At 37.5% G+C, this 19,199-nt stretch carries 15 protein-coding genes; all 15 read left to right on the forward strand.

All coding sequences use genetic code 11. The features are described 5' to 3' along the window. Positions 1 to 24 precede the first annotated feature (24 nt). The 15 genes from NQZ71_RS10275 to NQZ71_RS10345 all read left to right on the forward strand — a co-directional run bounded on the left by NQZ71_RS10275 (position 25) and on the right by NQZ71_RS10345 (position 19,170). Positions 25 to 1,128 carry an ABC transporter ATP-binding protein gene (locus tag NQZ71_RS10275; RefSeq protein WP_317010544.1) on the forward strand — a complete coding sequence of 368 codons (1,104 nt, stop codon included), beginning with the start codon at positions 25 to 27 and terminating at the stop codon, positions 1,126 to 1,128. Beyond that, positions 1,115 to 2,272 carry an extracellular solute-binding protein gene (locus NQZ71_RS10280; protein WP_317010545.1) on the forward strand — a complete coding sequence of 386 codons (1,158 nt, stop codon included), beginning with the start codon at positions 1,115 to 1,117 and terminating at the stop codon, positions 2,270 to 2,272. Before NQZ71_RS10275 ends, NQZ71_RS10280 begins: the two co-directional genes overlap by 14 nt. Then, positions 2,269 to 3,141, forward strand: a complete 873-nt coding sequence (locus NQZ71_RS10285; protein ID WP_260054536.1) for an ABC transporter permease — start codon at positions 2,269 to 2,271, stop codon at positions 3,139 to 3,141. The genes NQZ71_RS10280 and NQZ71_RS10285 overlap by 4 nt, the downstream gene beginning before the upstream one ends. 24 nt (positions 3,142 to 3,165) lie before the next feature. Continuing rightward, entirely contained in the window at positions 3,166 to 4,434 is a 1,269-nt protein-coding gene (locus NQZ71_RS10290; RefSeq protein WP_275007919.1) for a hypothetical protein, read from the forward strand. A 20-nt stretch (positions 4,435 to 4,454) separates the two neighbouring features. Next, a complete protein-coding gene (locus NQZ71_RS10295) occupies positions 4,455 to 5,996 on the forward strand; it encodes a CehA/McbA family metallohydrolase (RefSeq protein ID WP_317010546.1) in 1,542 nt (513 codons plus the stop codon). Positions 5,997 to 6,276: 280 nt separating this feature from the next. Continuing rightward, positions 6,277 to 6,891: a nitroreductase family protein gene (locus NQZ71_RS10300; protein WP_317010547.1), complete on the forward strand. Its 615-nt coding sequence runs from the start codon at positions 6,277 to 6,279 to the stop codon at positions 6,889 to 6,891. Positions 6,892 to 7,110: 219 nt separating this feature from the next. Further along, positions 7,111 to 7,605, forward strand: coding sequence for an NUDIX hydrolase (locus NQZ71_RS10305; RefSeq protein ID WP_317010548.1), 495 nt, complete (start codon positions 7,111 to 7,113; stop codon positions 7,603 to 7,605). A gap of 283 nt (positions 7,606 to 7,888) precedes the next feature. Continuing rightward, positions 7,889 to 8,338 (forward strand): GNAT family N-acetyltransferase, encoded by a 450-nt coding sequence (locus NQZ71_RS10310; protein WP_317010550.1) that lies wholly within the window; start codon positions 7,889 to 7,891, stop codon positions 8,336 to 8,338. Positions 8,339 to 8,620: 282 nt separating this feature from the next. Further along, positions 8,621 to 9,172, forward strand: coding sequence for a hypothetical protein (locus tag NQZ71_RS10315; RefSeq protein ID WP_275007913.1), 552 nt, complete (start codon positions 8,621 to 8,623; stop codon positions 9,170 to 9,172). 372 nt (positions 9,173 to 9,544) lie between these two features. Beyond that, entirely contained in the window at positions 9,545 to 11,056 is a 1,512-nt protein-coding gene (locus tag NQZ71_RS10320) for a response regulator transcription factor (RefSeq protein ID WP_275007911.1), read from the forward strand. Between the two features lie 10 nt (positions 11,057 to 11,066). After that, entirely contained in the window at positions 11,067 to 12,833 is a 1,767-nt protein-coding gene (locus NQZ71_RS10325; protein WP_275007909.1) for a cache domain-containing sensor histidine kinase, read from the forward strand. Positions 12,834 to 12,997: 164 nt separating this feature from the next. Further along, positions 12,998 to 14,287, forward strand: coding sequence for an ABC transporter substrate-binding protein (locus NQZ71_RS10330; RefSeq protein WP_144453177.1), 1,290 nt, complete (start codon positions 12,998 to 13,000; stop codon positions 14,285 to 14,287). Positions 14,288 to 14,489: 202 nt separating this feature from the next. After that, positions 14,490 to 15,305 carry a carbohydrate ABC transporter permease gene (locus NQZ71_RS10335; protein WP_144453415.1) on the forward strand — a complete coding sequence of 272 codons (816 nt, stop codon included), beginning with the start codon at positions 14,490 to 14,492 and terminating at the stop codon, positions 15,303 to 15,305. Continuing rightward, complete coding sequence (locus tag NQZ71_RS10340; protein ID WP_375545224.1) at positions 15,298 to 16,116, forward strand: carbohydrate ABC transporter permease; 819 nt, start codon at positions 15,298 to 15,300, stop codon at positions 16,114 to 16,116. Before NQZ71_RS10335 ends, NQZ71_RS10340 begins: the two co-directional genes overlap by 8 nt. A gap of 24 nt (positions 16,117 to 16,140) precedes the next feature. Further along, positions 16,141 to 19,170 carry a beta-galactosidase, LacZ type gene (locus tag NQZ71_RS10345; protein ID WP_275007906.1) on the forward strand — a complete coding sequence of 1,010 codons (3,030 nt, stop codon included), beginning with the start codon at positions 16,141 to 16,143 and terminating at the stop codon, positions 19,168 to 19,170. Positions 19,171 to 19,199: the final 29 nt, after the last annotated feature.

Here is a 19,199-nt window from a genome sequence, read left to right on the forward strand (position 1 = left end):
CCAAAGGAAGGAAGGTAATCAAGCGTGTCAATTAGCTTATCAATAACTAATTTAAGTAAAATTTATCCTACAGGAGAAGGTGTAAAAAGCTTTTCCTTAGATATTCAAAATGGAGAAATGGTTACGTTGCTTGGGCCTTCAGGCTGTGGGAAATCTACTGTCCTTCGCAGTGTTGGCGGATTTATCGAGCCTAATGATGGTTCCATCATAATCGATGGGCATGAGGTGAACCACCTTCCGCCTGAAAAGAGGCCAAGTGCAATGGTTTTCCAAAGCTATAATTTATGGCCGCATATGACTGTATTTAATAATCTGGCATTTAGCTTAAAGCTTAAGAAAATGAAGAAAGCTCATATTATCGATAAAGTGAAATGGGCATTAAATCTAGTACAGCTTCAAGGCTATGAAAAGAAGTTTCCAAGTGAATTATCTGGAGGTCAACAACAAAGGGTTGCCTTGGCACGTGCATTGCTACTTGAACCGAAAGTGCTGTTGTTGGATGAACCGTTTTCTGCTCTTGATGCAAAATTAAGACACGAATTACGGGAAGAACTGCGAGAGATTCAAGCAAAACAGCAGCTTACCATGCTATTTGTGACACATGATCAAGAAGAAGCATTAGCCATCTCTGATCGAATTGTTGTAATGAACAAAGGAGAAGTGGAGCAAATTGATTCTCCGCAAAATATTTATAATTATCCTGCATCCCTGTTTGTTGCTCAATTTATTGGAAAGATGAACTTCCTAACAGGTTATGCAGAAGGAAATAAAATTCATATCGGTTCACTTAACTTTCCTAATATGAATCGATATAACAAATCGGTGACTGTTGCTGTTAGACCAGAGGATGTTGTGCTTGCAAGTGAGGTGGAAAATGGCCTTGAGGCAATGATTGAAAAAGTGATGATGTTAGGTCATTACGCAGAGGTCAGCTTGAAAACAGAGTTTGGGATTCTAAAAATGTTTATTGATCGCAGTGAAATAAGTCAATTTAAAATGCACCAAAACATCCGCATAACGTTCGCAACAATTCAAACCTTTACAGATGAACAGGACATACATACTAATGGTTATTCAAAAATACAAAATCTAACTAAAGAGGAGATTGAAGTATATGAAAAAGTCTAAATCATTAAAAAGAATGCTAACAGGAACAATATTAGCTGTCAGTACCTTTTCATTAGTTGCATGTAATTCTAGCGAGACAAACAGTGCGGCAAGCGGAGGAGAAGATGTAACTAAAATATCTCTATACAGTTCAGGCTCTCAAAATGTTGAGACTTTCTGGGAAACAGTTATTCCTAAATTTGAAGAAGAACATAAGGATATTGATGTGAATTTCGTATTTGTTCCGTCTGGGACAGGTGGACAGGCTACAATTGATCGAATTGTTGCAGCTAAAAAAGCAAATAAAGATTCTGAGATTGATATTTATGAAGGAGCACTTGCTGATATTATCCGCAGCGAAGAGGAAGGTGGACTGTTTTATGAACTTTCAACAGAATCTATTAAAAATCTAGATAATGTTCAAGCAGAAAATCTAGAGGGTACACAAAATCTAGCAGTTCCTTATCGTGCATCATCAGTTGTTCTTGCATACAATTCAGACAAAGTAAAGGATGTGCCGACAACGGCAGCAGAATTGAATGCTTGGATAGAAAATAATCCAGGCCGCTTTGCTTACAATGATCCAAATACAGGTGGAGCAGGAAGCTCATTTGTTCTATCAACTGTTTATAACGAACTTGATGAAAATGCTATGAATGTTCAGGATGAAAGTATTATGAAAAGTTGGGACAAAGGAATTCAAATACTAAAGGACATGGCACCAAACCTTTATAAAGCAGGAGTATATCCTAAAAAGAATCAAGGAACGGTTGACCTGCTTGCTAATGGTGAGGTTGATATGATTCCAGCTTGGTCTGATATGGCTTTAGAACAAATAAATTCAAAATTATTGCCAGATACTACTAAATTAACACAAATCGATCCAGCTTTTACTGGTGGACCAGCTTATTTAATGGCTGTGGATAATGGTAATGATGAACGTAAGGAAGCCTCTGAAACGTTCCTGGATTATGTTCTTACTCAAGATGTGCAGAAGCTGGTTATAGATACAATGTACGGCTATCCAGGTATTAAGTGGGACCTATTGCCAGCAGAGGATCAAAAGAAATTTGAAGCAGTCAGTGGCGGTTACCGTACTTTTAACGGCGGCGATCTAGCAAGTGAATTAATGAAAGTTTGGCAAAAAGAGGTAGCGAGTCAATGAGTAGGGAAGTGGCCTTAAAAGAGAGTTTTGTCATTCAGAAAAAAACAAAATTAGCAGTGTTAGGAATAGGGCTTGTTATGCCCTCTTTCCTAACGTTGCTTGTTTTGGTCATCTATCCAGTCGCACTTGCCATAATGGAGAGCTTTCAAAATGAAGAGGATGCCTTTTCACTTGAGAACTATCAATATATTTTTACAGAGCCATTAATCTTGCAAAGCATTCAACATACTTTAGTAATTACATTTATTTCTTGTTTATTAACTTTAGGATTAAGCTATATATTAGCTATTTATCTTAACTTTAGTAACAGTATTTTTTCTAAAATAATCAACAAGCTGTATTTTATCCCATTGTTTATTCCGGGCGTCATCGCCATATATGGATTTTTAAATTTTTATCGAGATAATGGCTGGGTTGCAAGAATCATTGGTGAAAACAATATGCCCTCCATTATTTATGACATGAAAGGCTTATTAATGATTAATGTGTGGTTTAATATTCCCTTTACAACCATGCTGTTATTATCGGCTTTACAAGCTATTCCTCGGTCTGTCATTGAAAGTGCAAAAGATACGGGGGCATCAAAGCTCAGGCTGTTTATTCATTTCATACTTCCTCTTTCCTATAAGACAATGCTTGTTGCATTAACGTTTCTGTTTATGGGCTTAATTGGCAGCTTCACAGCACCCTTTCTTATCGATCGGAATGCGCCGCAAATGCTAGGTGTATCCATGCAGCAGCATTTTTCCGTATACAATGAGATCGGCCAATCAAGCGCACTTGCTGTTTTTATGTTTGTACTATGCTCTATTGTAGGCTATGTATATATTCAAAATAATATGAAAAAGACAAAGAAGGATATGTTCTAATTTTAAATTAGGGAGATGGTTAGGATGACGGTATTAAACCCTGCAAAATTAAAGCATTTAGAGCGGTATCAATCTAGCTTTATTATTGAGGAAAAAGGCTATTATGCTGTTAATCTTAGGGCATTGGCATCTACCTCTTGGCAGGAGGAAAATAATGAATCATTAATGCTGAGATTGTCTGTGAATCAAGTGCATCATCAAGATATTATATTATTTTATGGAAGCAATACCTTCACATATAAGCGTCTGCTTGGCTTAATGGAGCCTGGAACATACGAAATGGAATGGCTTTGTGAAACACCTCGAAACAGTGAAGCATTTGCTCAGCTTGAAGGCTGTACGCTAGAAAAATTAGCTTTATCTGATCGGGAAGCACTTGCAGTTCAATATGCTCCTAAGCTTTATGGACGTGCAGTGTACAGCCAATTTGATAATTTGTTTACGGACACTCCTTTAGAAATGATTTATTTTTTTGATAAATGGGAAAAAGGCGCGGTAATTGAATATCATATGGTTTTTAGTCATGAAGATGAGGGGACACCTGCGGTTCTGTTAATGTCAAAGTGGGGGCGTTTATTAGATATTGAATATATGGCAAGTATTTTTTTGAATGAACAGAATGAAGTGGAATATGTTGAATATCAAGGGGCAGAGCATCAGGTGAAATCATATCAAGTAGATGATAACCAAATAATTCTTCAAACAGCTACCTGCAATGGGAACTTTACGGATGAAATTACAAGTTCCTACCATTTCTCCTTTATTCCAAGCTACGAATGGAAAATAGAAAACGAGGCTCGAGAAACAGTCATGGTGCGTTTTCCTTATATCAATCATGTCATGAAATGGGAAGCGGAGAGACAGTTGAAGAATTCTCCTTTGCCTTATAATAAAATCGAAAATGTGAATCAGTATATTTATATTCAATCCTCAGTATGGGGCATGGAGCTTGGCAGCCCAAGCGTAGATTTTCTTTGCCGGATTAAAGGTGATAACGAGTGGTACTCAAGTTCTTTACATAATAAAAAGCTAGGCGAATTCTCGGCAGCATATACTGGTCCCTACAATCACTTTGGAACAGCTATTTGTCTGCCAGATGGGAAATCAATGGAAGATATAGTCGAAATAAAGATTGCTCTTATTAATGAAAAGCTGCCTCAAGTCAACGTGAGAAATTTGCAGGTTTTCGCTTACGATGAAAATAACGACATGAGAAAATATATAGAAAAAGCCTTTGACGAAAATTTAAACTGGATAGAATCGGAAATGACTATTTGGCGAAAAGAGATGTAAGGATGGTGTAAAACAACAAGATGAGAGAAAAAGAGGATCATATATTATTTGAAATCAATTCAACATTAACGAATAAAAGTACACAATCACATATCCAACACAGCTTTTTTGTGCCGGAAGATACGGACGAAATTTATGTGGATTTTTCTTTTGACCCACCACATCAAACAGATATAAATGAAAATAACCGATTAAGTGAAGAAGCTGCTACCTATTATGAAGCAAAGCTTTCACAAAATGAATTAATTAGAAACCTGCTCACAATATCCATTGATGATGCTGATGGCTTTAGAGGGGCGCGTCATTATCATTCACCTATCCAACATCATATGCTTAGTGAGTTTAATTCAACTGCAGGATTCCTTAATAAAAGAAATCCTGCCGGGCTATGGTCTGTTACGGTAAGCATTCATGCATTGGTAACAGAGAGCTGTACATATAAGCTTCGTATATATAAAAGGCACCATTTGGGATCCGAAACGGTGATACCGTGGCAAGATAGGCCGTTAAATAAACAAATAATAGATAATGACTCAAGTATTCCAGCATATCCCCCTCTAGAAGGTCCTGTGAGGTGGGTACCATCTGAATTGCATACACATACATTTCATAGTGATGGGAAACAGTCACTGTTGGAAATGGTAGAAGCTGCTAAGGAAATGGGCCTTAAAGCAGTCGTTATGACAGATCATAATACTATCAGCCCTTTTGAGGGAATCGAACAAGCAGAAGATCAAACAGGTCTGAATATTCTGTATGGTTTGGAATGGACGACATTTTACGGACACCTACTAACGATAGGATATGATTCGCCAGCCTACACGGATTGGCGAGTAATTGGACCATTAGATATTGAAAAAGGTATTAAAAGCATTCGGCATCATGGTGCCTTGGTTGGAATAGCCCACCCGTTTCGGATCGGTAACCCAATCGGGACAGGCTGTCACTGGGAATTCCCTGTCGAATCCATTAATGTCGTTGATTTTATAGAAGTTTGGAATTCCACAAGACCAGGGTCGAAAGCCTATAATCAGCGGGCCTTTTTATATTGGACAGACTTGTTGAATAAAGGCTATAGAATAACAGCAACTGCAGGAAGGGATTGGCATCATAATGAAGAAATAAATCCTTTACCTGCAATTACGTATGTACAAATGTCTCAAGGCAGTGCAGCAAAAGATACGTTCAGAACTGCTTTTTTACAGTCTATCCGTGGAGGGCGAATCAGTATTTCATATGGAAAACCACTTGAACTTATCGTAAAGCACGAGGACATGACTTATAGTGTTGGTGATGTACTTGATAGAGTGGAAAATCAACCGTTAATTGTACAAGTTTCATCAGAGGGATGGGAATATAATAGCCGCATTGATAGTAATAATGCTGTCTTGGTTATAGTAACAAATACTGGAGAAATACTACATGGCAGCCCTGGGCTGTTACAACTTCAAGCTGAAATAAAGGAAACAGATGTAAAATGGATTCGATCAGAATTATATGCTTCCATTGATAATGGCACCCCAGAGCTGGTCGCTTTTACTAATCCTATTTATATAAGGTGAAATACCTGTAGTTAAGAAATGAGTAGGATGAGTCCGCTAGGGAGCCAGACTCATCCTATTCATTTCCAGTTTCGTTTAGAAAAAATAGTCTGCATACTCCCGTTCTATTTCCTGCATGAATCCTATTCAAACTACAATTCCTTCTTCAAAAATATCATTTTATTATGCTTACAATTAAGTGTTAGGACAAAGTCTACTTCTTTGACAAAATAAACTTACTAATGGTAAGTTAGTTATTATATACAATTTGTAAATATACATTATGAGGAGTGAAATAAAAATGTCACAATTAGAACAAGTTATAAGAAGCCGCAAATCAGTTAGGGCCTATGACCCTGAATTTAAAATAGAAAAGAAAGAACTGGAAGAAATTTTAGAAATTGCTTCTAGTGCACCTTCCTCAAGTAATTTACAAGCTTGGAGATTTATTGTTATCCAAGATCAAGAGAAGAAAAAGGAATTAGTACCATTTGGAAACAACCAAGCTGCAATTGATGCATCCTCGGCTATTATCGCAGTAATTGGAGATGCAGAAGCATATAAAAATGCTCAGGAAATTTATGCACAAAACGTTGATCTAGGCTATATGGAACAAGCTATTGCTGAGACATATGCTACTAATACATATAATTCCTATTCTAAGCTTCCACAGCAAGTGTTATCTCAATTTGCTAGCTATGATGCTGGATTAATCTCTATGCAAATTCTTTTATTAGCAAAAGATCGTGGATATGACACGTTAGTTATGGGCGGATTTGATAAAGTGGATTTTGCAAAGCGATTTGAATTACCAGAGAATCAATTCCCAATCGCACTTATTGCTCTTGGAAAAGCAAAAGCGCCTGCATTTAATTCTAGTCGTTTACCTCTCGAAAAAATTGTGACGTTTTATTGATAATAAAGAAAGGCTATTTGCATGAGAAGACTATTCTGAGTAAATAGTCTTTTTTTTGTAAAATATTGTTGTTTTTACAGTAATCACACTTTTTACTGTTCATAATTTGTGGCTCAGTCACTTTGGCGGGAAAGCCTGACATGGATTTGTTTATGAGTTTTTAGAAAAAGAAGGTAATTTAGTTTTTGTGAAAGAAGTTATAGAAAAGGAGGTAATCGTGTGGGCTATGTATCTGATTTAAGAAAAATAATTGGTAAACACCCAATTATTACGGTCGGTGCGACCATCATTATTGTGAATGAGCAGGGAGAAATTCTATTCCAGCATCGGTCCGATACACTTGATTGGGGATTGCCGGGAGGAGCATTAGAGCTAACTGAAACACTAGAAGAAACTGCATTGAGAGAGTTAAAGGAAGAAACAGGTCTATTGTCAGAAGAGTTTGCGTTAATTGCTGCTTTTTCAGGGCCGGATTATTACTACCGTTATCCAAATGGTGATGAGACATATAGTGTGATTCATTTGTATCACGGAAAAAGGGTAAGCGGCCAGCTTGAAATGACTGATGGAGAAAGCTTGGACCTTCAATACTTCGCAAAAGATAAACTACCTGAAAAAATAGAAAAGCGGGCGAAAGCTTTATTAAGTGCTGCAGGTGATAAGCTTTGGAAGCTTGAATCTTCTTTTTCAAAAGGTGGTAGGAAAACTGAATAAGTTAAATTTATTATTAAAAATGATTATCACTGTATTAGGAGTCTTTTTAATCATCAAATCAGATCATCATAGTTCCTTGTATGTGTTTTTTGTTGTTATTGTAATTGGATATCTTATCTATGATTCTATTACAGCTCCAAAAAGTAATAGTAAATAATCAGTACATAATAGTTCATTCAAGAGTCTTATAAAGGCTCTTTTTTTGTTTCAGCTTGATTAGATGAACATGCGAAATTAATATATAATAGTAAAAAATACTTTATACATCGCTTAGGAGAATAAGATGAATTGGAAAATAAAAGCATTTAATGAGTTAACTGCAAATGAGGTCTACACTATTTTACAAGAAAGAACGGCTGTATTTGTTGTCGAGCAAAACTGTCCTTATTTAGAGGTGGATGGGAAAGACATAGAGTCCTTTCATCTTCTTGCTGAAAAGAATGGAGAAATTGCCGCATATTGCAGAGTTTTGCCTGCCGGAATTTCTTATGAGGAAGCATCAATTGGCAGGGTGCTTGTAAAAAAAGAATACAGAGGACATGGTCTAGCATATGACTTGCTGAATAAGGCGATTGCGTTTATAAGAGATGAATTAAAGGAGCCTGCCATAAAAATTTCAGCACAAAGCCATTTAGAAAAATTTTATGCTTCCTTCGGCTTTAAAGCCACCTCAAGTGAGTACCTGGAGGATGATATTCCTCATATTGATATGCTGCTTTTCTTTGCAGAATAATAGATTCCTGTTTAGAAGAGGAGGGAGAGAGTGTGAATCTTGGGAGCTATATGATCCTAATGACAAGAACTTCTCCCCGTACGGAAGCCATTTAATCAACAGCTATTGTCACGCATGGAGCTGTACACCGACATATTTAATCCGAAAATATGATTTATAAGAGGACAGAGACAATCACTAGTGATTGTCTCTGTTTTTCATAGAAAAGTAGATAAAGTATATCTTATCTTCCGCTATTATGGTAATTTAAAATATAGAAAAATATGCAATTTGAGGTGGAAAATGGATTCGGAATGGAAGGCGATTTTACGGTTTTTAGGCATTTCGTTTTATGCTCTATATTATACAGGCTGTTTTATTATCATTAAAGCGTCTCAATCAACCTATAATATTGTAAATATAACAATAATAGTTTTGCCGATACTTATTGTTTTGATTATGAATTATCTTAGGAAAAAACGCCAAAAGACAACTACATTTAAATATATGAAAGCGGTGCTTCTATATAGCATTGCTCCAATTATTTGTCTTTACCTGCTCACAGTTAATGAATATAAATCTATTTTCACTACTGAAAAATGGCTGGAGCAGGAGACAGAAAGAACCTTTATGATAGATAATTTATTAAAGGAGCATCCTTTAAAGGGCGAACAGAAAAAAGACATAATTTCCCTGTTAGGTCAAGAAACAGCAGAAGCAAATTTTAAAGAAAAGGATAATATGGTTTACCTGCTCGGTGCTGAACGTGGTTTTATTTCAATGGATACTGAGTGGCTTATTATTCATTTTAATGATGAAAACATTGCAGATAAGGTGGAGGTTGTTTCCTCTTAATAGAACTTAAAAAATATTAGTTTTTCTGCATCTGAGGCGCTGCATATGTTCCCTATATATAAGTCTGTAAAGCATGGTTTAATAGTTGACCATGCTTTTTTGTTTGATAAGTATTAAAGCGCATACATTCCGTGCTGATATTAATCGTTTTTTTAAAATAAAGCGCTAATCACATGATATACTTAATAAAAAGCGGGAAGGAGGCAGATAACCAATTTGCTATGCTGCCAAACAGAATAACATGAAAGCGTTTTTTTGCAACTTAGTCCATACATAGGCTGTAGCATTCATTCCTTTTAACTGAAATTACATGTATCTGCTTCAAGGCCAATACATACTTAACACATCTTTTCACTGGCAGGGGGTATATCAATGGCAATAGAACGGGGCCGATTGCTGATTGTAGATGATGAAATATTAATACGGCAGGGGATTAAGCATTACATCAATTGGGAACAGGAAGGTTTTGAGATTGTCGGGGAAGCTGCACATGGGAAGGAAGCACTTGAACTGATCGAGGTTGTTAAACCAGATATAATCCTTACAGATATTGTTATGCCAATTATGGATGGCGAAGAGCTGACGAGAATATTGAAGGAACAATATCCTCAGATTGGAGTGATTGTCTTAAGCAGTTTTGGGGATTTTGATTACGTCCGCTCCACTTTTCAAAATGGTGTGCTCGATTATATTCTAAAGCCAAAGCTTAATTCGGACAGCTTACTAACGGCTTTAAGAAAAATGAAGCAGCAAATAGCAGGACAAAAGCTGCCGGAAAAGAACGAAGGAAATTCTTATATAGAACAGTCGATTCGTAAGATGCTGTCAGGCTATGACATAGAAAAACATTGCGACAAAATAGCTGCCATATTTCCAGCCGAAAATTACTGGTTAGCTGCCATTCAAACTACGGGCGAGCAAGTACACATGGATACTTTCAAAACAGAAATAATCAGTGGTTTGAAAGGACGCGGCTTTACATGCTTTATGGAAAAGGACATTGCCATTATTAATGGCAATAATGTGCAGCAATTACAAGCTTTTTTTGAAGGAATGGCTAGCGAGCATATGGAGTTACGTGTTGTTTTAACAGATTCATTCGATGACTTTACATTAATCGGCAAGCATTATAAAGATACATTAGTGAAATTAATAAATACTAGATTTTATTTTCCAGAGATTCCTGTTTTAACAACACAAGTTTTTTCTGAGAAAACCCCTGAATTAGAAGCATTTCACCTAGATTGGTTTATAAGTGAGTTTAAAGGTAAACGCTTTGATACGGCTTTATCATATGTAGAGGAGTATGCTGCAAATATTTCTAGTAATTTCATGCTTGATGTCTATGAATACAAGTCTTTTTTCAGCAATATTATCTTTAATATTACGATTTTACTTGGAAACATGGAATATGATGTAAAAAAACTGGAGCAGGAAAAATATACGTATTTGCGCGGAATCGAGGAAGCAGCAACTGCTGATCAAGTAGGGCTACAACTGCAGCGATTTTTGATAGAAGCGAAAAGAACGATTGATGTGTTGCTTGAACAACCAGACAGTATAAATATAAAAAGAATTATTTCCTATCTAAATGAACATTTTCAAGAACAGCTGACACTAACAAATGTAGCAAATCACTTTCACTTTAATCCATCCTATTTGTCCAGTTATTTTTCCACACATATGAAGGAAGGCTTTAGCGAATATCTTAACAGAATCAGGATCGAAGAGGCGTCTAAGCTTCTTACGGCTGGAACGGAGCCAATTTCAGAGATTAGTGGCATTGTCGGTTATTCCGATCACAGTTATTTCTGTAAAGTATTCAAAAAAATGAAAGGGCTATCACCAAGTCAATTTAGACGTAAACAATGGGTGGAGAAGTGATGACTAAACGATGAATCTTATACCAGAACGATTTAAACACAGCAATCTATTCATCACAATGTCACTAATTACGGTCATTATCATTATCATCGTTTCTATAACGATAACATGGACAACAATCCGCATGAGTGAACAATTCTTTTTTGAAAAGTTCAGCATAACAAATGCGAAGGTTATGGACCAGGTGAAGGATAGTTATGAGAAATATCACTATTCTGTCGTCATTGCTTCAAATAATTTGCAGCAAAGCATTGCTATCAGAGACATGCTGACAGAAAAAAAAGAATCTAATATCGAGCGGTTTCAGTCCATATACGGACTGAGTGAGCTTATTCGGCGTATTGAACCTAATTTAGCTGCATATGAGGTTGGGATAATTGTAGCAGGGGAAAACGGTTTAAGCTACGCAACAAATGACAGGTCCTTTTGGCCAATTACAGATGAAGAGCTGGATAAAAGCAGTTTAGCAAAACAAACAGCCCAAACTCCATTTAAGCTGCAATATCATTATGATTGGCGTCCTAGCAATGATTCAGGCAGTTATCTTGTTGCTTCTAAGGCATTAGTGAATCGTGCTGGTGAGCAGTACGGGGCAGCATATATATCTATACGAGAAAGTGATTTTCGCAAGTTTTATTCAACCTATACTTCTCCAGGTAATAATGTCTTTTTAGTCGATAAAGCTGGCGTTATTGTTTCAAGCAGCCTCACAGAACAAATCGGCCAACACTCAAGTGAGCTGAAGGATTATGAAAAGCAGATTGGAACCACTGAAAATAATGATTACGTAATTGGCGATTTCCTAGGAAGAGAACAAATCATTATGATGGAATATATACCTTTCTTTGATATGTATATGTTTAATATTATCGATAAAGATACTGCATTTGGGAATTTAATAGATAAGAAAAAGATTTTGCTTATTTCGATGGGGATTGTGATTGTTGCACTATTTATAGTTTTGCTTGCTTCAAGACGGCTGACAAACTCTCTATCTAGTCTTGTTAGACAAATTGAAAGTGCATCAGAATACGATTTTGATGAATATGTATCCGTTTCTGGCACATATGAAACACGCAAAATCGGCATTGCCTTTAATTCGATGCTCGATGAATTACATGAATATGTCGATCAGCTTGTTCTGTCACAGAAACAGCGCCGAAATGCCGAGCTTGCTGCATTGCAGCAGCAAATCAACCCTCACTTTCTTTACAATACGTTAGCATCAATAAAATTTATTGCAAGTAAAGGCAATATCGCTGAAACAGATGCAATGATTAACTCCTTGATCTCATTATTACAAAACACGATTGGAAATGTCAGTGAGACGATAACAGTAGAACAAGAAATGACTAATTTGCGTAACTACGTTTTTATAAATGAAAAACGATACGGTAATAGGATTAAGGTTAATTACTTTATAGCACCAGGCTGTGCTGATATTCTTGTACCAAAGCTGATACTGCAGCCATTCGTTGAAAATGCTTTTTTTCATGGATTTATTGAAAAGCAGGAAGGCTATATCCATATTCTGATTTGGCAGGAGGATGGCAGCTTAATCTGTGAGGTGGTTGATAATGGTGATGGTATGGAAGAGACATACAGCTTAAAACAGCAAACAAAGCGGAAGCAGCAGCTTTTTTCTGGAATAGGGATAACAAATGTTCATGAACGCATTAAGCTTATTTATGGGGAGCCGTATGGTGTAGAAATTTCAAGTGAGCTTAAAGAAGGAACAAAGATAAGAATAACCATGCCGATACAAAAAAAATCATAAAATCTAAAAGAAATCCAAATACAAAAATGAAAACGAATTCATATTCTTAAAATAATACAAAAACAAAAAAATATCTTCCTAACGGTTTTCCCAAGCAGGATGCTAACATAATAAGTGTAAGTGATAACGCTTACAAAAAATGAAGGGTTCTTGGGGGGAAATGGATGAAAAAGCTACTTGCATTGATTTTAGCCAGCATCCTGCTTTTGGCAGCTTGTTCTTCTGGAGGCAATACAGAGGATGCATCTGGAGACGAAAAGGATACAAATAAAATTACGGTATGGGCATGGGATCCTAACTTTAATATTAAAGCAATGAATTTGGCGGTTGATGCATATGCATCCGAAAATTCCGACCTTGATATTCAAGTAATTGAAAATGCTCAAGATGACATTATTCAAAAGCTTAATACGTCTTTAAGCTCTGGCACAACAAAAGGTTTGCCAAACATTGTATTGATAGAAGATTATCGTGCACAAAGCTTTCTTCAAGCATATCCAGATATGTTCTATGAATTGACTGACAGCTTTAAGCAAGACGATTTTGCTCAGTATAAAATTGCTCCTACAAGTGTTGAAGGAAAAAATTATGGTTTGCCATTTGATACTGGGGTTGCAGGTTTGTATGTCAGAACAGATTACTTAGAAGAAGCAGGCTATACGGTTGATGATATTAAGGATGTTGACTGGAATAAATATATTGAAATTGGCAAAAAGGTGAAGGAAGTAACAGGCAAAAACATGATTACACAAGATCCTAATGATCTTGGTTTAATTCGCATGATGATTCAATCTGCTGGTTCTTGGTATACGAAGGAAGATGGCGTAACACCTAACTTAGCTGGTAACGAAGCATTGAAAAAGGCTTTCGAAACATATAAAGCCCTTTTAGATGCAGATATTGTCACACCTGTTTCAGACTGGAGTCAATTTTTGGCAGGCTTTAACAGTGGTGATATTGCTACAGTACCAACAGGCAACTGGATAACTCCATCTGTTAAAGCAGAAAGCTCTCAGTCAGGAAAATGGGGTGTAGTTTCCTTACCGCGCTTGCCTGATGTGGCAGGTTCTGTGAACTCTTCAAATCTTGGCGGAAGCTCCTGGTATGTTCTGAACGTTCCTGGTAAAGAGAAGGCAGCTGAATTCCTTGCCAAAACATTTGGCTCTGATGTTGATTTCTACCAAACGCTTAATAAAGAAGTAGGTGCAATTGGAACTTATTCTCCTGCTGTTGAAGGGGAGGCTTATCAAGAAGCAGATGATTTCTTTGGCGGACAGCAAGTAACGGCTGATTTTGCGAAATGGACAGAACAAATTCCGCAAATAAATTATGGTTTGCACACGTATGCCATTGAAGACCTACTTGTGGTAGAGGCACAAAACTACTTGAAAGGCAAAGACATTGATAAAGCCCTTGAGGATGCACAAGCACAAGCAGAGGCGCAAATCAAATAAACTAGAGTAGTGATGAAAAAATGCAGCCTTACTTGGATTCAAAATTCCGTTTAAGGCTGCATTTTTATCAACTAGATGCAAGGAGTGTTGAGTTGTGATTCCAGCAAAAACCAATCAGGGTCTCCAGCCAGTAAAAACGTCAAGAAGCCTGCGAACAAAAAACACGGCAATAGGCTGGTCTTTTATTACGATTGCATCTGCAATGATTTGCTTGTTTTATTTTTATCCAATGGTTCAAGCATTTATTTTGTCATTGCAATCAGGAACAGGCACAAATTTAACTTTTGTCGGCTTTGATAATTATGCACGCTTACTGAAGGACCCGACCTTTTTGACAACAGTAAAAAATACAGTTATTTATCTCATTATTCAAGTTCCAGTGATGATTTTGCTGGCATTATTCATCTCGGTTTTATTAAATGATAAAACATTAAAGTTTAAAGGTGTTTTCCGAACAGCTATTTTTCTACCGTGTGTCACATCATTAGTTGCTTATTCTGTTATTTTTAAGTATTTATTTGGACTTGACGGCATTATTAATCTATTTTTGTTGAAGGTCTCCATTATTTCAGAGCCGATTCAATGGCTGACAGATCCTTTTTGGGCAAAAATCGCCATTATTACCGCCATAACTTGGCGCTGGACTGGCTACAATATGATTTTCTATTTATCTGCATTGCAAAATGTCGACCAATCCATTTACGAAGCAGCAAAAATGGATGGGGCATCAAGTATCCAAACCTTTTTCAAAATTACTATTCCGATGCTTAAGCCTATTATTTTATTCACTTCCATTACCTCCACAATTGGTACACTCCAGCTGTTTGATGAGGTCATGAATATTACACAGGGCGGCCCGGGGAATGCCACGATGTCGATTTCCCAGTATATTTATAACCTTTCATTTAAATATACTCCAGACTTTGGTTATGCAGCGACCGTCTCGTATGCGATTGTGATTATGATTGTAATTTTCTCTATCATCCAGTTTAAAGTGGCAGGTGATAAAAATGATTAAGAAAGTATTCAGCTATGGTTTTTTAACAATTGCATCCATTGTTTCTGTGTTCCCATTTTTGTGGATGATTGTCAGTTCCACAAATAAGTCAGTCGACGTCACACAGGGACGACTGTTGCCAGGAAGTCATTTTATGGATAATTTAAACAGTTTGCTTGAAACAGTAGAAATTGTTCCTGCATTAATTAATTCTGGCAAAATATCCATCATTACAACAGTGCTTTCCCTGCTCATTGCATCGCTGGCAGGCTATGGATTTGAGGTTTATCGAAGCAAAATGAAGGACATGGTCTTTAATATTCTTTTATTGTCGATGATGATTCCGTTTGCAGCATTGATGGTTCCCTTATTCAGAATGTTTGGCATGATTTCACAAACTGCACCATATATAGGAATTGACACAGCGGCGGCTGTTATATTGCCAACAGTAACAACAGCCTTCTTGATTTTTTTCTTCCGTCAAAGCACAAAGATGTTTCCAAAGGATATTTTGGAGGCTGGCCGAATTGATGGTTTAACTGAATTAGGTTGTTTTTTCCGAATTTATGTACCAACGATGAAAACGACGTATGCGGCGGCTGCGATTATTACATTCATGGCAAGCTGGAACAGTTATTTATGGCCATTGGTCGTATTACAGTCACCAGAAAACCAGACAGTGCCGTTATTGATTTCTGTTCTTGGATCAAGTTACTCTCCAGATTTCGGTGTTATCATGACAGCAATTGTCATTGCAACATTACCAGCAGCATTTATCTTCTTCATTATGCAAAAGCATTTTGTTGCGGGCATGATGGGATCAGTGAAGTAGTAAAAAATGGAAGGAGTTAAAAAAATGCCAAAAATTATTCCGACAACAGATTGGCTCGAGGATGTTAGTGTGTTCGCAGTTAACCGTCTTAAAGCACATTCGGACCACTTATACTATGAAACAAAAGAAGAGGCAACAGCTCAAGCTCCGATGAAGCTCCGCAGTTCTTTAAACGGAGATTGGAAGTTTCATTATGCAGTAAATCCTAGTTTAAGGCCAAGCGAATTTTATAAACAAGATTTTGATTGTTCAGGCTGGGATTATATATCTGTGCCTGGCCATATTCAGCTGCAAGGATATGGGAAGCCCCAATATGTGAATACGATGTATCCTTGGGACGGCCATCATGATATCCGTCCGCCGGAAATTCCGACAGACCACAATCCAGTAGGAAGCTATGTTAAATACTTTACAGTGCCTGCAAACTTGGAAGCATCACCACTTTATATTTCCTTTCAAGGGGTAGAATCTGCGTTTTTCGTATGGCTGAATGGCTCATTTGTCGGCTATAGTGAAGACTCCTTCACACCTGCTGAATTTGAGTTGACACCGTATTTAACAGATGGAGAAAATAAGCTTGCAGTAGAGGTGTATCAGCGCAGTACAGGAAGCTGGCTGGAGGATCAGGATTTCTGGAGATTTTCAGGGATTTTCCGCGATGTCTACCTTTATTCTGTACCAACCATCCATGTTGCAGATATTCACGTCCGTCCAGAATTGAACGACACCTATACATTAGGTAGTTTGGCAGCAGATGTGAAGCTTGAAGGAAAAGCTGTGTCTAAAGTAGTTGCAGAGCTTACGGACAAGAATGGAAAAACAATATCTTCAGCAGCTGGAACCGAGCAAAATAACAATTGGACAATTCAAATGGAAGTGGAAAATCCAGAACTTTGGAGCGCCGAAAATCCTCATTTATACACTTTATATGTTAGTGTCTTTGATGAATCTGGCGAGCTCATTGAGGTTGTTCCGCAGAAACTGGGCTTTAGACATTTTGAGCTGAAAGATAAAGTGATGCGATTGAATGGGGAACGAATTGTATTTAAAGGAGTTAATCGCCACGAGTTTAATCCAAGACACGGAAGAGCGATAACAAAGGAAGATATGCTCTGGGACATTAAAACATTAAAAGAGCATAACATCAATGCAGTCCGCACCTCCCACTATCCAAACCAAAGCTTATGGTATGAATTATGTGATGAATATGGTGTTTATGTTATTGACGAGATGAATTTAGAAACACATGGCTCATGGCAAAAGATGGGGGCAGTTGAACCTTCCTGGAATATTCCAGGTAATAAGCCAGAGTGGCAAGACATTGTAATGGACAGGGCGATTTCCATGGTAGAACGTGATAAAAATCATCCATCGATTCTAATTTGGTCCTGCGGAAATGAATCATATGCCGGCGAAGTAATCTTAAATGTTGCCAATTATTTCAGAAGCAAAGATGCAAGCAGGCTTGTCCACTATGAAGGTGTGTTCCATAATCGTCAATACGATGCTGCAAGTGATATGGAAAGCCGCATGTATGCAAAGCCTGAGCATATTGAGAAATACTTGACAGACAATCCAGAAAAGCCCTATATCAGCTGTGAATATATGCATGCAATGGGAAATTCCCTTGGAGGCATGTACAAATACACAGAATTAGAGCAAAAATATCCAATGTACCAAGGCGGGTTTATTTGGGATTATATTGATCAGTCCCTCTATAAAAAGGACCGGTTTGGCAAGGAATATTTGGCTTATGGCGGGGATTTCGATGACAGGCCAACAGACTACGGTTTTTGCACAAATGGCATTGTTTATGCTGATCGTAAAGTATCACCAAAAATGCAGGAAGTGAAATTCCTGTACCAAGATTTCAAACTTGTTCCAGATCAAAATGGAGTCTTGATAAAAAATGAAAGCCTGTTTACTAATACGGAAAACTATCACTTATTATATAAGCTGTTTTTGAATGGAAATGAAATAAGTACGAAAAAATTGACTGCTTCCGTTCAGCCACAAAGCTCTAGTTATGTCGCAATATCGTTTCCTGCCAATCTTACAGAAGCGCCAGGTGAATACTGTATTCAGGCATCATTCGTTTTGCAGGAGAAAACACTGTGGGCTGATGCAGGTTATGAAATTGCATTTGGGCAATATATTTATGAAATAGGGGAAAAACAACTAACACAACCACTAGGAGAAATAAAAACAGTCCATGGTGATGTTAATATTGGTGTACATGGCAAGGACTTTACGGTTATGTTTTCCAAGCAATCTGGCAGTCTAGTATCCTTGTCTTATGCAGGTAAAGAAATGATTTCCATGCCTCCTGCTCCATTATTTTGGAGGGCAACAACAGATAATGACAGAGGGTATTCACAAAGCTATCATTCTGGATTATGGTATGCTGCAAGCCTTGCAAGGCAATGCACGGACATTCAGGTGGAAGAAAGCAGCAGTCAAACTAGTGTTGCCTTCACATATGCTTTTTCTGTCCATGAAGACATAGAAGTGAAGGTGATATATACGGTTTTGGCTAATGGAAGTATTCATGTGAAGTCAGTGTATAAAGGTGCTGACAAATTGCCGCAGCTGCCGATATTTGCCTTGTCCTTCAAGCTTCCAGCCGAATACAGCCAGACCCATTGGTATGCTCTTGGACCTGAAGAGAATTATTCCGATAGAGCAACGGGTGCCAAACTAAGCCGTTTCCACCAAAAGGTATCTGATAACTTATCAGGCTATGTAATGCCACAGGAATCAGGAAATCGCACAGGCGTCAGGTCTGTATCTGTAACGAACGAGCACGGCCATGGCATCAATATCTCGTACGTAAATAAACCGCTAGAATGTAATTTTTCTCCATATAATGCATTTGAGCTTGAAAATGCACAGCATGTGTATGAGCTTCCAAACATTCATTATACTGTGGCAACAATCGCAGGCAGGCAGATGGGCGTCGGTGGTGACGACAGTTGGGGTGCACCTGTTCATAAAGAACATTTGCTTAATGCGAGTGAAGACATAGAATTTGAGTTTGTTATAGAAAGAAGATAGTCAAAAGCCTTATTGTCCTTCACTATGGT

It is taken from the genome of Niallia taxi (genome assembly GCF_032818155.1).
Lineage (GTDB): Bacteria > Bacillota > Bacilli > Bacillales > Cytobacillaceae > Niallia > Niallia taxi_A.

Coding starts and splice junctions, on each gene's coding strand:
- NQZ71_RS10340 (WP_375545224.1), top strand. CDS start 15,298: ATGATTAAGAAAGTATTCAGCTATGGTTTTTTAACAATTGCATCCATT.
- NQZ71_RS10335 (WP_144453415.1), top strand. CDS start 14,490: ATGATTTGCTTGTTTTATTTTTATCCAATGGTTCAAGCATTTATTTTG.
- NQZ71_RS10325 (WP_275007909.1), top strand. CDS start 11,067: ATGAATCTTATACCAGAACGATTTAAACACAGCAATCTATTCATCACA.
- NQZ71_RS10295 (WP_317010546.1), top strand. CDS start 4,455: ATGAGAGAAAAAGAGGATCATATATTATTTGAAATCAATTCAACATTA.
- NQZ71_RS10345 (WP_275007906.1), top strand. CDS start 16,141: ATGCCAAAAATTATTCCGACAACAGATTGGCTCGAGGATGTTAGTGTG.
- NQZ71_RS10300 (WP_317010547.1), top strand. CDS start 6,277: ATGTCACAATTAGAACAAGTTATAAGAAGCCGCAAATCAGTTAGGGCC.
- NQZ71_RS10290 (WP_275007919.1), top strand. CDS start 3,166: ATGACGGTATTAAACCCTGCAAAATTAAAGCATTTAGAGCGGTATCAA.
- NQZ71_RS10320 (WP_275007911.1), top strand. CDS start 9,545: ATGGCAATAGAACGGGGCCGATTGCTGATTGTAGATGATGAAATATTA.
- NQZ71_RS10330 (WP_144453177.1), top strand. CDS start 12,998: ATGAAAAAGCTACTTGCATTGATTTTAGCCAGCATCCTGCTTTTGGCA.
- NQZ71_RS10310 (WP_317010550.1), top strand. CDS start 7,889: ATGAATTGGAAAATAAAAGCATTTAATGAGTTAACTGCAAATGAGGTC.
- NQZ71_RS10285 (WP_260054536.1), top strand. CDS start 2,269: ATGAGTAGGGAAGTGGCCTTAAAAGAGAGTTTTGTCATTCAGAAAAAA.
- NQZ71_RS10315 (WP_275007913.1), top strand. CDS start 8,621: ATGGATTCGGAATGGAAGGCGATTTTACGGTTTTTAGGCATTTCGTTT.
- NQZ71_RS10280 (WP_317010545.1), top strand. CDS start 1,115: ATGAAAAAGTCTAAATCATTAAAAAGAATGCTAACAGGAACAATATTA.